The following is a 13,804-nucleotide window of genomic DNA, read 5'->3' as shown; positions in this document are numbered from 1 at the left end:
CCGGCCAGGCCGGCGGGCCGGGCGGCCGCCGGCTGTGGCTGCGCGGGGGCCGAGCCGGCCGGCGGCGGCTCGGTGAAATAGGCCACGAGCGTGTCGGCGGTGATACGGCGGTCATCGGTGGTGACCACCACCGCGCCGCCGCGCGCCACCGCCATGCGCCGCTGCGGCCAGTATTCCAGGCTGTCGCGCGCGGTGATGCGCTGGTCCGGCGTCTCGAGTGCCAGGCCCTGGCCGGACAGCACCATCACCGCCTGGTCCATGTCGTAGACCGCGCGCTGGCCCGTTGCGCGCTCGCTGGTGGAGGTGATGCGGACATTGCCTTCCGCCTCCAGCCGCCAGATCTCGCTGCCGGAGACCGGGCTGGCGCTGCCCCCGGTGCCGGGCTGCGCCGCCTGGGTTCCGCCGCGCGGCCGGTAGCGCGCGATCAGCCGGTCCGCATCAACGGTGACGCCGTCGCGCACGGCCCGCGCATTGCCGCGCGCCACCACGACCTGCTCCTGCTGGCGCCATTCGATGCCGTCGGTCGAGGTGATCTCGATCGGGCCGCCCTGCGTCAGGTCAAGGTTCTGCGCCAGGGCCGGCGCGAGACCGGCGAGCAGCGCGGCGGCGACGAGGAGGGGGCGGGCCGTCACTCGCTGCCCTCCAGCACGACGCGGGAGCGGCCGGTGAACACCACCACCTGCCCGCGGTCCCGCAGGCGGAAGCCCTCGGCGGTCAGCGTGCCGAAGGGGCCCTGCGCGGCGACCGGCACGTCGCCTTCCGCGTTGCCGCCGGCGATGTCGAGCGCCGCGCGCTCCGTCACGAATTGCGTGCCGTCGTCGTGATGGATGGTCACTCGGCCCGCCAGGTCGAGCAGGTTGCGCGGTCGGTCGTACTGGCCGTCGCGCGATTCCAGGTAGATCCATCCGCCATCGTTCAGCAGCAGGTCCGCGCGCGGGCGGCGGAGCTGCACCAGTTCCTGGTGCCCGGCCTGCAGCGCGCTGTCGGCGGTAACGGTGTAGGGGCGGTTCTGCTCGTCGACGCCCTGGTAGCGCGGCTCCACGATGTGCAGCGCGTCCGGCCGCACCTCCGCGATGCGGCGGAAGGCGACGCGCCCGCGCTCGGTGTTCGACTCGATCTCGGGCCACAGTGCGATGGTCGCGAGCAGTGCCACGGCCGCAACCGGCAGCAGCCGCTTGGCCACCATGACCAGCAGACGCCGCCGCGCGAGCTGCCCCGGGGTCGGCGGCTGGCGGCGGCGCGACGGCGGCGGCAGGCGGCTCTGGTAGGTACGGGTCACCATGGCCGGCGCGACGGTGCGGCTCGGGTTGGGGGGAGGGCTGCTCACCGAGCCTGTATGGGCTTCCGACCCCCCAGGGTCAACGCGCGAGTGCGATCCGACAAGAATTGTGCCAAACTTCGACTGGTCGCTACATCAAGCCCTTGACGACAGCCGGGCGGCCTGCAGCGGCTGCGCATCAGTGGCTGAAAATGTCCGGGTCTTCATAGCCCAGCAGATCCAGACGGGCGCGTGCCGGGAGAAAGCCGTAGCAGGCCTCCGCAAGGCCGAGCCGCCCCTCGCGCTCCAGCAGGGCCTTCAGCTTCGCCCAGAGCGCATGCAGGTGCAGCACGTCGGAAGCCGCATAGGTCAGCTGGTCAGGCGTCAGCTCCGGCGCGCCCCAGTCGCTGCTCTGCTGCTGCTTCGAGAGATCCACCCCGAGCAGGTCGCGGCAGAGATCCTTGAGGCCATGCCGGTCGGTATAGGTCCGCACCAGCTTCGACGCGATCTTGGTGCAGACCACGGGCGCCACGGTGGCGCCCAGCGTGCGATGCAGCACGGCCAGGTCGAAGCGGGCGAAGTGGAAGATCTTGAGGACCTGCGGATCCTCCAGAAGGCGCCTCAGGTTGGGGGCGTCGCCGCCGCGCCCGCCGAGTTCCGGCGGCAGGATCTGCACGCAATGCGCGGTGCCGTCCCCGGCGGAAAGCTGCACGAGGCACAGCCGGTCGCGCCGTTGGTCGAGACCCATCGTCTCGGTGTCGATCGCGACGGAGGTGCCGAAGTCGAGGCCCTCCGGCAGGTCGTGCCGGTGGAGACGGATCATGGCGTCCCGGGTGAAGAGGGTTCCGCTCACCGCCACGCCCTCGGCTGGATGATCCACCATGGTGCCCAGGAAAGGACTCGAACCTTCACGGCCTCGCGGCCACAGGTACCTGAAACCTGCGCGTCTACCAATTCCGCCACCTGGGCAAGGGGCGCGTCGTCGCGTGGCGGGCGTTTAGGGGGCCGGCGCGGGGGCGTCAAGCGGGGGAGGACGTCGTTCCTGCCTACCGCGCTCCGATCGCCGTGAGCCGCCGTTCCTCGTCCACGATGTAGTCGCGCACCACCGGCACGTCGTCCCGCTTTTCCGACAGCAGCAGCTGGAAGACGAAATTGGACCCGTGCAGGAAGCCGAGCTCCACCGAGGCCAGGTAGAAGTCCCACATCCGGCAGAACCGCTCGCCCATCATCGCCACCGCCTCCTCGCGCTTCGCGTCGAAGGCCTCCCGCCAGTGCCTGATGGTCCAGTAGTAATGCAGCCGCAGCGTCTCGCAGTCCGCGCACCAGGTGCCCGTCCGCTCCAGGGAAGCGAAGACCTCGGACAGCGCAGGCACGTAGCCGCCGGGGAAGATGTATTTGCGGATGAAGGGCGCCGTGGTGCCGGGTGGCGACTGGCGGCCGATGCAGTGGACCAGCGCGAATCCGCCGGGCTTCGTCAGCGCCTTGATCTTGCGGAAGTAGGTGTCGAATTCGTCGATGCCGATCGCCTCCATCATCGCGATGGAGACCACGCGGTCGTAGGTGCCCTCCAGCAGCCGGTAGTCCTGCTCGCGGAACTCCACCAGCTCGGTCACGCCCTCGTCGATCGCGCGCTGCTTCGCCACCGCGCATTGCTCCGGCGAGAGGGTCACGGAGACGACCTTCACCCCGTAGTTGCGCGCCAGGAAGGTGCCGAGCGCGCCCCAGCCCGAGCCGATCTCCGCCACCGTCATCCCGGGCTCGAGCCGCAGCTTGGCCGCGATGTGGCGCAGCTTGGCCAACTGCGCCTCATGCAGGGAGACGTCCGGGCGCGGGTAGTAGGCGCAGGAATAGGTCATCGTCTCATCCAGCCACAGCCGGTAGAAGTCGGGCGGGATGTCGTAGTGGTGGCGGATGTTCTTCGCCGCGAGGCCGAGCGGGTTGCGCTGGTGCCACCGCCGCAGCGCACGCCACACCTTGCGCAGCGCCTGTTGCACGGGATGCGCCGCCAGGCCGGAGCGGTTGACGGAGAACAGGTAGAGCAGGTCGAAGACGCGCTGCCCGCCCTCCATCACCAGGCGCCCGTCCATATAGGCCTCGGCCGCCTTCAGCTCGGGGTTGAGGAAGATCTCCCGCTCCACGGCCTTGTCGGTCAGGCGGATGGTCACCGCCGGCCCGTCCTGCCCGCTGCCGAAGCGGTGCGTGGTGCCGGCATGGTCGATGACCGTCAGGCTGCCGCGTTGGACGAAGCGGCGGAGCAGGTTGGAGAGCAGTCGCATGGCGGGCCCCTCGCTGGCGCGCGCCTGTATGCCGGGGTGCGGCGGTGCTGGCCATGGGGGGCGCCCGGCTTGGCGCGGCGCGGACCCGACCATATGGTCCGCGCCGCAAGGGGATCGGGAGTGGCGGCGATGCGCGGTGTGGCGGGGCGCAAGGTGGCGACGGTGTTCGGCGGCTCCGGCTTCATCGGGCGCTATGTCGTGCAGCGGCTGGCGCAGCAGGACTACGTGGTGCGCGTGGCCGTGCGCGATCCGGCCGGCGCGCGCTTCCTGCAGACCCAGGGCCGGGTCGGGCAGATCGTGCCGCTCGCCGCCTCGGTCACCGACGCCCCCGCGGTGGCGCGCGCGGTCGAGGGCGCTGAGGTGGTGGTGAACCTGGTCGGCATCCTGTTCGAGCGCCGGCCCGGCGACTTCCAGCGCATCCAGGGCGACGCGCCGGGCGCGGTGGCGCAGGCGGCGAAGGCCGCGGGTGTCGAGAGCTTCGTCCACCTCTCCGCGATCGGTGCCGATGCCGCCTCCCCCAGCCTCTATGCCCGCAGCAAGGCCGCCGGCGAGGCTGGCGTGCGCGCCGCCTTCCCGGAGGCGACGATCCTGCGCCCCTCCGTGGTGTTCGGGCCGGAGGACGGCTTCTTCAACCGCTTCGCCGGCATGGCGATGCTGCCCTTCATGCCGGTGGTCGCCGGGGCCACCCGGTTCCAGCCGGTCTATGTGGGTGACGTGGCCGAGGCAGTGGCCGCCGCCCTGGCGCGGCCGGAGGCGCGGGGCAGGACCTACGAGCTTGGCGGCCCGCGGGTGATGACCATGCGGGAGGTGCTGCGCTTCATCCTGGAGACCACACGCCGCCGGCGGCCGATGGTGGACATGCCGATGGGCTTCATGCGTTGGCAGGCCGGCCTGCTGCAGCGCCTGCCGAAGCCGCCGGTCACCCAGGACCAGCTGCTGCTGCTGGAGCGGGACAATGTGGTGGCGGAGGGGGCCCCGGGCCTCGCCGACCTCGGCATCGCCGCCAAGGCCGTCGAGACGGTGGTGCCGGGCTACCTGAAGCGGTTCCGGCCGGGAGGCGGGCGGCGCGAGGCGGGCTGAAACGTCCGATTCGGACTTTCTTCTTGATGCCCAAGGCTGATCGTACAGGGCTCGCAGGCAGGGCCGCAAAGAAAATGACAGCCTCCCTGTCCTGAACTGGCAGAACGGACTCGCATCGTCGCGAGCCATGATGTAGACGCGCTGACCGTTATGGGCGCCCTCGCGCCCCGGGAGAGTGCGACCACCATGGCCGACCGGATGCTGCAGTTCGTGCGCCTCGACCAGCGCATGCCCGAGAAGCGCGAGGCCTCGCAGCGCCGCGCCGACTTCGCGGAGATCTACCGCGAGTTCGAGCCCGATGCCGCGAAATCCCAGGCCAGCCGGTGCAGCCAGTGCGGCGTGCCCTTCTGCCAGGTGCATTGCCCGCTGAACAACAACATCCCGGACTGGCTGAAACTGACCGCCGAGGGACGGCTGGAGGAAGCCTACGAGGTCGCCTCCGCCACCAACACCTTCCCCGAGATCTGCGGCCGCATCTGCCCGCAGGACCGGCTCTGCGAAGGCAACTGCGTCATCGAGAAGGGCTTCGGCAGCGTCACCATCGGCTCTGTCGAGAAATACATCACCGACACCGCTTGGGAGCGCGGCTGGGTGAAGGCACCGAAGCCGCAGCGGGAGCTGGCGCAGTCCGTCGGCATCATCGGCGCCGGCCCTGCCGGGCTCGCCGCGGCGGAACGCCTGCGCATGCGCGGCTACCAGGTGCATGTCTACGACCGCTACGACCGCGTCGGCGGCCTGATGATCTACGGTATCCCCAACTTCAAGCTGGAGAAGGAGGTGGTGCTGCGCCGCTGGAAGCAGTTCGAGGAGGGCGGCATCCGCTTCCACCTGAACGTCCAGGTCGGCCAGGACGTCACGCTGGCCGAGCTGCGCGCCAGGCACGACGCCGTGCTGATCGGCACCGGGGTCTACAAGGCGCGCGAGATGTCGGCGCCTGGCATCGGCCTGAAGGGCATCGTCCCCGCGCTCGACTACCTCACCGCTTCCAACCGCAAGGGCCTGGGCGAGGCGGTGGAGGGCTTCGATTCGGGTGCGCTCGACGCCAAGGGAAAGCATGTCGTCGTCATCGGTGGGGGCGACACCGCGATGGACTGCGTGCGCACCGCCGTGCGCCAGGGCGCGGCCTCCGTCACCTGCCTCTATCGACGGGACAAGGCGAACATGCCGGGCTCCATGCGCGAGGTGTACAACGCCGAGGAGGAGGGCGTGCGCTTCGAATGGCTGGGCGCGCCGGAGGCATTTCGCGGCGAGGGGCAGGTTAAGGCGGTGGTGGCCCACCGCATGCATCTCGGCCTGCCCGACGCGACCGGGCGCCAGCAGGTCACCAAGGTCGAGAACAGCCGATTCGAGCTGCCGGCCGACGTGGTCATCATGGCGCTCGGCTTCGACCCCGAGGACCTGCCAAAGGCGTTCGACGAGCCCGCTCTGCCGGTGACGAAGTGGGGCACGCTGAAGGTCGACCACCGCACCATGATGACGGCGCTGCCCGGCGTCTTCGCCGCCGGCGACATCGTGCGCGGCGCCAGCCTCGTCGTCTGGGCGATCCGCGACGGCCGCGACGCGGCCGAGCAGATGCATAGCTACATCCAGCAGAAGGCGAGCACGCTCGCCGTGGCCGCGGAGTGACCGCCATGACCGACGCCATCGAGACCGGTTCGGAGTTCGCCTCCCGCTACGCCGCCAACCGCGCGCTGCTGGAGGGCGCCGGGATCGACGTCACCGAGCACGACGCCTGCGGCGTCGGCCTGGTCGCCGCGCTGGACGGCAAGGCCACCCGCAAGGTCGTGCAGGCCGGCATCGACGCGCTGAAGGCGGTGTGGCACCGCGGCGCGGTGGATGCCGACGGCAAGACCGGCGACGGCGCCGGCATCCATGTCGAGATCCCGCAGGACTTCTTCGGCGAGGTCGTGCAGCGCGGCGGCGACCGCGTCCGCCCCGGACGCATCGCCGTCGGCATGGTGTTCCTGCCCAAGTCCGACCTGGGCGCGCAGGAACGCTGCCGCCAGATCGTCGAGACCGAGGTGCTGAACGCCGGCTACGCGATCTATTCCTGGCGCCAGGTGCCGATCGACGTCGCCTGCATCGGCGAGAAGGCGAACGCGACGCGCCCCGAGATCGAGCAGATCCTGATCTGGGATCCGGAACAGCGGGAGGAGGCGATCTACGAGCGCGACCTCTACGTCATCCGCCGCCGGATCGAGAAGCAGGCGATCGCCGCCCAGATCCCGGAGCTCTATCTCTGCTCGCTGTCCTGCCGCAGCGTGATCTACAAGGGCATGTTCCTGGCAGAGAGCCTGACTGAGTTCTACCCGGACCTGCTGGACGAGCGCTTCGTCTCCCGCTTCGCGATCTATCACCAGCGCTACAGCACCAACACCTTCCCCACTTGGCGCCTGGCGCAGCCCTTCCGGACGCTTGCCCATAACGGCGAGATCAACACGCTGCACGGCAACGCCAACTGGATGAAGAGCCACGAGACCCGGCTCTCCCACCGGCTGCTCGACAGCTACATGGACGACATCAAGCCTGTGGTGCAGGCCGGCGGGTCCGACACGGCGACGCTCGACAACGTCTTCGAGCTGCTGATCCGCGGCGGCCGCGACGCGCCCATGGCGAAGGCCATGCTGATCCCGGAGAGCCTCGGCAACAACGCCACCATGCCGGAGGCGCACCGCGACCTCTTCCTCTACTGCAATGCGGTGATGGAGCCCTGGGACGGTCCGGCGGCGATTTGCGCCACAGACGGCCAGTGGGTGATCGGCGGCCTCGACCGCAACGGGCTGCGTCCGATGCGCTACTCCGTGACCGACGACGGGCTGCTGATCGTCGGCTCCGAGACCGGCATGGTGAAGCTGCCGGAGGATGCGATCGTCGCGAAGGGCCGCGTCGGCCCCGGCCAGTGCATCGGCGTGGAACTCGCCACCGGCCGCTTCTACGGCGACACCGAGCTGAAGGACATGCTGGCGGCCCGCAAGCCCTTTGGCGAGTGGACCAAGCGCACCACCAGGATCGACGGCATCGTCAAGGCCAGCGGCGACGAGCAGGCCGAATACACCGGCGAGGCCCTGCGTCGCCGCCAGCTTGCGGTCGGCTACACGCTCGAGGAGCTGGAGACGATCCTCCATCCGATGGTGGAGGACGCCAACGAGGCCGTGGGCAGCATGGGCGACGACACGCCCATCGCGGTGCTGTCCGGCCAGTACCGCGGAATCCACCACTACTTCCGCCAGTCCTTCAGCCAGGTCACCAACCCGCCGATCGACAGCCTGCGCGAGACGCGGGTGATGACGATCAAGACCCGCCTCGGCAACCTCGGGAACATCCTCGACGAGGACCCGACGCAGTGCGACATGCTCATGCTGGACAGCCCCGTGCTGTCCAACGCCGAGTTCGCGGCGATGCGTGCCTATATGGGCGACACCGCCTGCGTGGTGGACGCGACCTTCCCGGTCGCCGAGGGCGAGCAGGGGCTGCGCCGCCACATCGAGCGCATCCGCCGCGAGGCGGAGGACGGCGTGCGCAGCGGCTGCACCCACCTGATCCTGACCGACGAGAACCAGGGGCCGGAGCGCGCGGCCATCCCGATGATCCTGGCGGTCGGCGGCGTGCACACGCATCTGGTGAAGAGCTCGCTGCGCACCTTCACCAGTCTCAACGTGCGCTGCGCCGAGGCGATCGACGTGCACTACATCGCCGTGCTGATCGGCGCCGGCGCCACCACGGTGAACGCCTACCTCGCGCAGGAGAGCATCGCCGACCGCCACCGTCGCGGCCTGTTCGGCAACCTGTCCCTGAAGGACTGCGTCGCCCGCTACAAGAAGGCGGTGGACAAGGGCCTGCTCAAGATCATGAGCAAGATGGGCATCGGCGTCCTGTCCAGCTATCGTGGCGGCATGAACTTCGAGGCCATCGGCCTCTCCCGCGCGCTGGTGGCGGAGTTCTTCCCCGGCGTCGCCTCCCGCATCTCGGGCATCGGCCTGTCGGGCATCGCGCGCCGGGTGCTGGCGCTGCACGCCAAGGCCTGGGACGCGGATGCGGTGACGCTGCCGGTCGGCGGGCTCTACAAGCTGCGCCGGCGCGGCGAGAACCACGCCTTCGACGGCAGCCTGATCCACACGCTGCAGAAGGCGGTGGACACCGACAGCTACCAGACCTTCAAGCGCTACACCGAGGGCGTGCGCAAGCTGCCGCCGGTGGCGCTGCGCGACCTGCTGGATTTCCGTACCGAGGGCCGCACGCCGATCGCGCTCGAGGAGGTCGAGAGCATCACGGAGATCCGCAAGCGCCTCGTCGCGCCCGGCATCTCGCTCGGCGCGCTGAGCCCGGAGGCGCATGAGACGCTGTCGATCGCTATGAACCGCATCGGCGCCCGTTCAGACTCCGGCGAGGGCGGCGAGGATCCGGCGCGCGCGCGCCCGCGGCCGAACGGCGACAACGCCAACTCCGCGATCAAGCAGATCGCCAGCGGCCGCTTCGGCGTCACGGCGGAGTACCTCAACAACTGCCGCGAGATCGAGATCAAGGTCGCGCAGGGCGCCAAGCCCGGCGAGGGCGGGCAGCTGCCCGGCTTCAAGGTGACGGAGCTGATCGCCAAGCTGCGCCACTCCACCCCCGGCGTGATGCTGATCAGCCCGCCGCCGCATCACGACATCTACTCGATCGAGGACCTTGCGCAGCTCATCTACGACCTGAAGCAGATCAACCCGGATGCGACGGTCTGCGTGAAGCTTGTCGCGCGGTCGGGCATCGGCACCATCGCGGCCGGCGTGGCGAAGGCCAAGGCCGATGCGATCCTGGTCAGCGGCCATTCCGGCGGCACAGGCGCCTCTCCGGTGTCCTCCATCAAGTATGCCGGCCTGCCCTGGGAGATGGGGCTGAGCGAGACGCACCAGGTGCTGCAGCTCAACCGGCTGCGCCACCGCGTGCGGCTGCGCACGGATGGCGGCATCAAGACAGGCCGCGACGTGGTGGTCGCGGCGATGCTCGGCGCCGAGGAATTCGGCATCGGCACCGCCTCCCTCGTCGCCATGGGCTGCATCATGGTGCGGCAGTGCCATTCCAACACCTGCCCGGTCGGCGTCTGCACGCAGGACGAGGCGCTGCGCGCCAAGTTCACCGGCAGCCCGGAGAAGGTGATCAACCTGTTCAGCTTCGTGGCGGAGGAGGTGCGCGAGATCCTGGCGAGCCTCGGCTTCCGCAAGCTGACCGACGTGATCGGCCGCACCGACCTGCTGCGCCAGGTCAGCCGCGGCTCCGACGACCTCGACGACCTCGACCTGAACCCGCTGCTGGTGAAGGCAGATGCCGGCCCGTATCCGTCCTATTGTGACATGGAGGGCCGGAACGAGGTGCCGGAGACGCTGGACGCCGACATGATCCGCGACGCGGCGGCGCTGTTCCAGCGCGGCGAGAAGATGCAGCTGCAGTACAACATCCGGAACACGCACCGCGCGATCGGCACCAAGATCAGTTCGAAGATCGTGCGCAAGTTCGGGATGAACGGGCTGCAGCGCGGCCACCTGACGGTGCGCCTGCGCGGCTCCGCCGGCCAGTCGCTGGGCGCCTTCGCGGTGCGCGGCCTCAAGCTCGAGGTCTTCGGCGACGCCAACGACTATGTCGGCAAGGGCCTGTCGGGCGGCACCATCGTGGTGCGCCCGGCTCCCTCCGCCCGGCTGGTCTGGAACGAGAACACCATCATCGGCAACACCGTGCTCTACGGCGCGACCGGCGGCGCGCTCTTCGCCGCCGGCCAGGCCGGTGAGCGCTTCGCGGTGCGCAACTCCGGCGCGCTGGCGGTGGTGGAAGGCTGCGGCGCCAATGGCTGCGAATACATGACCGGCGGCTGCGCCGTGATCCTCGGCCCGGTCGGCGACAATTTCGGCGCCGGCTTCACCGGCGGCATGGCCTTCGTCTACGACGCCGACGAGGCCTTCGAGCGGCGGGTGAACCCGGAGACGCTGCTGTGGCGGCGCCTCGGCGGCAGTGCCCATTGGGAGGAGGTATTGAAGGACCATGTCGGGCGCCACGTGAAGGAGACGGGTAGCCCCTTCGCCGCCCGCCTGCTGAACAACTGGGCGGTCGAGCGGGCCCGCTTCTGGCACGTGGTCCCGAAGGACTACGCGAAGTACCTGCCGAAGCCGATGGAGGAGACGCCGGCGGTCGCCGCCGAGTGACCGCGACATCGCCGCGACTCGACTGAACCGGGCCTCGCCCCCTTGGCCGCGCGGCGCGCGCATGCCATGGGGGAGCGGCCCGGAGTCGCGCGACGCTGATGCGGATTCTCTACCACCTTCCCCTCTCGCCCTTCTCCCGCAAGGTCCGTCTGGCCCTGGCTGAGAAGCGCATCCCCTTCGAACTGCGCATCGAGCGCGTGTGGGAGCGGCGCGAGGAGTTCCTGGCGATGAACCCCGCCTGCGCCGTGCCGGTGCTGCAGGACGCGAACGGCCTGGTCCTGGCCGATTCCTATGCGATCTGCGAGTATCTTGACGAGGCCTACCCCGATTCCCCGCTGCTCGGCCGCACCCTGGCTGAGCGCGCGGAGGTCCGGCGCCTCGTCGCGTGGTTCGACCAGAAGTTCCATGCCGAGGTCACGCGCAACCTGCTGCACGAGAAGCAGATGAAGCGCCTGCTCGGCCAGGGGAACCCGGATGCGGCAGCGATCCGCGCCGGCTATGCGAACCTCAAGCCGCACCTCGAATATGTCGGCTGGCTGGCCGAGACGCGTGCCTGGCTGGCCGGGCCCGTCCTCAGCCTAGCGGACCTTGCCGCGGCGGCCCACCTCTCGGCGCTGGATTACATCTCCGACGTGGACTGGACGATGAGCGACGGCGCAAAGGACTGGTACGCGCGGATCAAGTCGCGCCCGGCCTTCCGCCCGTTGCTGGCGGATCGCGTCAGCGGCCTCGCGCCGCCCGCCCACTACGCGGACCTGGATTTCTAGCCCGCGATCGCCCTGAGTGTGCACACCGAAGGTGGGCACGGCGAAGGGCGTGAATCGCCGGGCCAGAGAAGCGAGACCGGCGTAGCCCTGAACACAGTCAGGGCTACGCCGGTCTAGACAGCAGGCAGCCGCACCGCCGCGCGCTCCAGCCGGAAGACCTGCAGAGCGGCGGTCGCCGGGATCATCGCCGGAACGGCCCGGCCTCGCTCAGCGCAAGGTTCTGCATCGCGAGATCCGCTGTGGCGGAGTTCGGCGCAAGCTCGATCGCGCGTTCCCAGTCCATGCGCGCGCCCTCGCTGTCGCCGGCCAATTGGCGCAGGATGCCGCGTTCCAGCAGCGCCTCCGCATTGTCGGGGTCGAGCGCCAGCGCGCGCTCGATGTCGCGCCGGGCCGGCTCGGCGCGGTCCAGGTGGCGCCAGGCGGCGGCGCGGAACACCAGCGCCTCCGCCCGACCGGGATCGATCGCCAGCGCCTGGTCCAGGTCCACCACCGCCTCCCGATAGCGGCCGAGCGTACCGAGCGCGACGGCGCGGTCCACCAGCAGGTCCGGATCCTCCGGCGTCAGGGTCAGCGCGAGCGTGCTCGCCGCGAAGGCCAGGCTGGCCTGGCCGGCCATCATCCAGGCCTGCGCGGCCTGCGCGAAGACCGCGGCGCGCGCCGCGGCACCCGCCGAGGATCTGGCGGCGATCCGTTCCAGCTGCTCGGCCGCGCGCTGCGTCTCGCCCAGCGCCAGGACGGCCAGTGCCCCGCAATGCGCGGCGCCGTCGCCGCCACCTTCCGCCTGCCAGGCGATGGCGACGGCGTAGGCCTGTTCGGGATCGGTGCGCAGCAGGCCGAGGCACCGTTCCGCCTCCGGCCCGTCGGCGAGGCGCGGCGGTTCCGGCGGCAGCGGCAGCGGCTCCTCGGCGATCACGGCCGGCGCCGGCGCCAGCACGAGCCAGGCACCCGCCGCCAGCGCGGAGAGGGCGGCGGCAGCGAAGGCGCCGAGAAGCAGCGTGCGGGCCGGGCGTCGCATCCGGCCCGCTATAGACCGCCCGGCGCTGCGGGCGCCAGTTCAGTCGGCCGTGATGCCGTGCTCCCGCACCACCCGCCCCCAGCGTGCGTATTCGCTGGCCACGAACGCGCCGAACTCGGCGGGGCTCATGGCGCGAGGCGTCATGCCGATCCCGGCCAGGCGTTCCCGGATCGCCGGATCGGCGAGCACGGCGGCCAGGTCCGCGTTGATGCGCGCTACCGCTGCGTCCGGCGTGCGCGCCGGCGCCAGCACGCCGACCCAGCTGTCGGCGGCGAAGCCGGGGAAGCCCTGCTCCGCCACGGTCGGGACGTTGGGGTGGACGGGCGAGCGCTCGGCGCCCGAGAGCGCAACGCCGCGCAGGTTGCCGGCCTGGACCTGCGGTCCGACCGCGACGGTCGAGGTGATGACCAGCGGCACCTGCCCGCCGAGTGCCGCCTGCACCGCCGGCCCGCCGCCGCGGAACGGCACATGCGTGAAGCGCGCGCCGGTGAGCGTCTGCAGCTGGGCCATCATCAGGTGGCCGGTGGAGCCGTTGCCGATCGTGCCGTAATGCGGCCCCTCGCCGATCCGCCCCGCGGCGATCACGTCGGCCAGCGTGCGGTAGGGCGAGGAGGGGTGCGCGGCCATCAGCACCGGCGCGCCGCCGATGAACCCGACCGGCGCGAAATCCGCCAGCGTGTCGAAGGGCATGCGCGGGACCATGTGCGGGTTCACCGCATGGGTGGACAGCGCGAAGAGCAGCGTGTGCCCGTCCGGTGCACTGCGCGCCACGGCTTCCGCCCCGACGAGGCCAGAGGCGCCGCCGCGGTTCTCCACCACGACCTGCCGCCCCAGCCGCTCCGACAGCGCGGGCGCGACCAGCCGCGCGACGGTGTCCACCGTGCCGCCCGGCGGGAAGTTCACCACGGCGCGGATCGGCCGGTCCTGCGGGAACGACTGGGCACGGGCGAGGCCGGGCAGGGCGAGCGGGGCTGCAAGCAGGGCGAGCGCGTGGCGGCGCGGGGTCATCGTTGTCCTCCCGGTTCGTGGTGTCGGCGATATGGACGACGGGGCATGCCGTCATCAACCCTGTCCGGCGCCGCCGCTTGCTGGCATGTGTGCGCCATGGACAGGCGCATGGTGATCGCGGGCCTCGGCTATGCCGGCACGGCCATCGCGGCGGAGGCCGCGGCCGCCGGCTTCGCCGTGGTCGGGACCGCGCGCGACCCGGCCGCGGCGCAGCCGCCAGCCGGCGC

10 protein-coding genes and 1 tRNA gene are annotated in these 13,804 nt (G+C 70.8%); 4 read left to right on the top strand and 7 right to left on the bottom strand.

The annotated features are described in order from the left end of the window. The 5 genes from OZN99_RS13265 to OZN99_RS13245 all read right to left on the bottom strand — a co-directional run. On the bottom strand, nucleotides 1-632 hold a 632-nt coding region (locus OZN99_RS13265; RefSeq protein WP_270935719.1), incomplete at its 3' end, for an LptA/OstA family protein. Next, entirely contained in the window at nucleotides 629-1,327 is a 699-nt protein-coding gene (gene lptC / locus OZN99_RS13260; RefSeq protein ID WP_270935718.1) for an LPS export ABC transporter periplasmic protein LptC, read from the bottom strand. The genes OZN99_RS13265 and lptC, both read right to left, overlap by 4 nt. Before the next feature lie 130 nt (nucleotides 1,328-1,457). Beyond that, the gene (locus OZN99_RS13255; RefSeq protein WP_270935721.1) at nucleotides 1,458-2,081 is read right to left on the bottom strand and encodes a ribonuclease D; all 624 of its coding nucleotides are present in this window, start codon (nucleotides 2,079-2,081) and stop codon (nucleotides 1,458-1,460) included. A gap of 59 nt (nucleotides 2,082-2,140) precedes the next feature. Continuing rightward, a tRNA-Leu gene (locus OZN99_RS13250) sits at nucleotides 2,141-2,227 on the bottom strand. Nucleotides 2,228-2,304: 77 nt separating this feature from the next. Further along, nucleotides 2,305-3,534, bottom strand: a complete 1,230-nt coding sequence (locus OZN99_RS13245; RefSeq protein ID WP_270935717.1) for an SAM-dependent methyltransferase — start codon at nucleotides 3,532-3,534, stop codon at nucleotides 2,305-2,307. 138 nt (nucleotides 3,535-3,672) lie between these two features. On the opposite strand from OZN99_RS13245, the gene OZN99_RS13240 reads away from it, so the two are divergent. The 4 genes from OZN99_RS13240 (at nucleotide 3,673) to fzlA (ending at nucleotide 11,554) form a co-directional block, all read left to right on the top strand. After that, nucleotides 3,673-4,614 carry a complex I NDUFA9 subunit family protein gene (locus tag OZN99_RS13240; RefSeq protein ID WP_270935720.1) on the top strand — a complete coding sequence of 314 codons (942 nt, stop codon included), beginning with the start codon at nucleotides 3,673-3,675 and terminating at the stop codon, nucleotides 4,612-4,614. Between the two features lie 186 nt (nucleotides 4,615-4,800). Next, complete coding sequence (locus OZN99_RS13235; RefSeq protein ID WP_270935716.1) at nucleotides 4,801-6,240, top strand: NAD(P)-dependent oxidoreductase; 1,440 nt, start codon at nucleotides 4,801-4,803, stop codon at nucleotides 6,238-6,240. A gap of 5 nt (nucleotides 6,241-6,245) precedes the next feature. Further along, nucleotides 6,246-10,787: a glutamate synthase large subunit gene (gene gltB, locus OZN99_RS13230; protein ID WP_270935715.1), complete on the top strand. Its 4,542-nt coding sequence runs from the start codon at nucleotides 6,246-6,248 to the stop codon at nucleotides 10,785-10,787. Nucleotides 10,788-10,885: 98 nt separating this feature from the next. Beyond that, the gene (fzlA, locus tag OZN99_RS13225) at nucleotides 10,886-11,554 is read left to right on the top strand and encodes an FtsZ-binding protein FzlA (RefSeq protein WP_270935714.1); all 669 of its coding nucleotides are present in this window, start codon (nucleotides 10,886-10,888) and stop codon (nucleotides 11,552-11,554) included. Between the two features lie 181 nt (nucleotides 11,555-11,735). On the opposite strand, the gene OZN99_RS13220 is transcribed toward fzlA, so the two are convergent. After that, nucleotides 11,736-12,569, bottom strand: a complete 834-nt coding sequence (locus OZN99_RS13220; RefSeq protein WP_270935713.1) for a tetratricopeptide repeat protein — start codon at nucleotides 12,567-12,569, stop codon at nucleotides 11,736-11,738. A 39-nt stretch (nucleotides 12,570-12,608) separates the two neighbouring features. After that, on the bottom strand, nucleotides 12,609-13,577 hold the full coding sequence (locus OZN99_RS13215; protein ID WP_270935712.1) for a Bug family tripartite tricarboxylate transporter substrate binding protein: 969 nt from the start codon (nucleotides 13,575-13,577) through the stop codon (nucleotides 12,609-12,611). Between the last annotated feature and the right edge of the window lie 227 nt (nucleotides 13,578-13,804).

Source organism: Falsiroseomonas oryzae, from assembly GCF_027856955.1.
Taxonomy (GTDB): Bacteria; Pseudomonadota; Alphaproteobacteria; order Acetobacterales; family Acetobacteraceae; genus Falsiroseomonas; species Falsiroseomonas oryzae.
The sequence above is the reverse complement of the archived record's forward strand: the minus strand, read 5'-3'. Positions and strand labels throughout refer to the sequence as shown.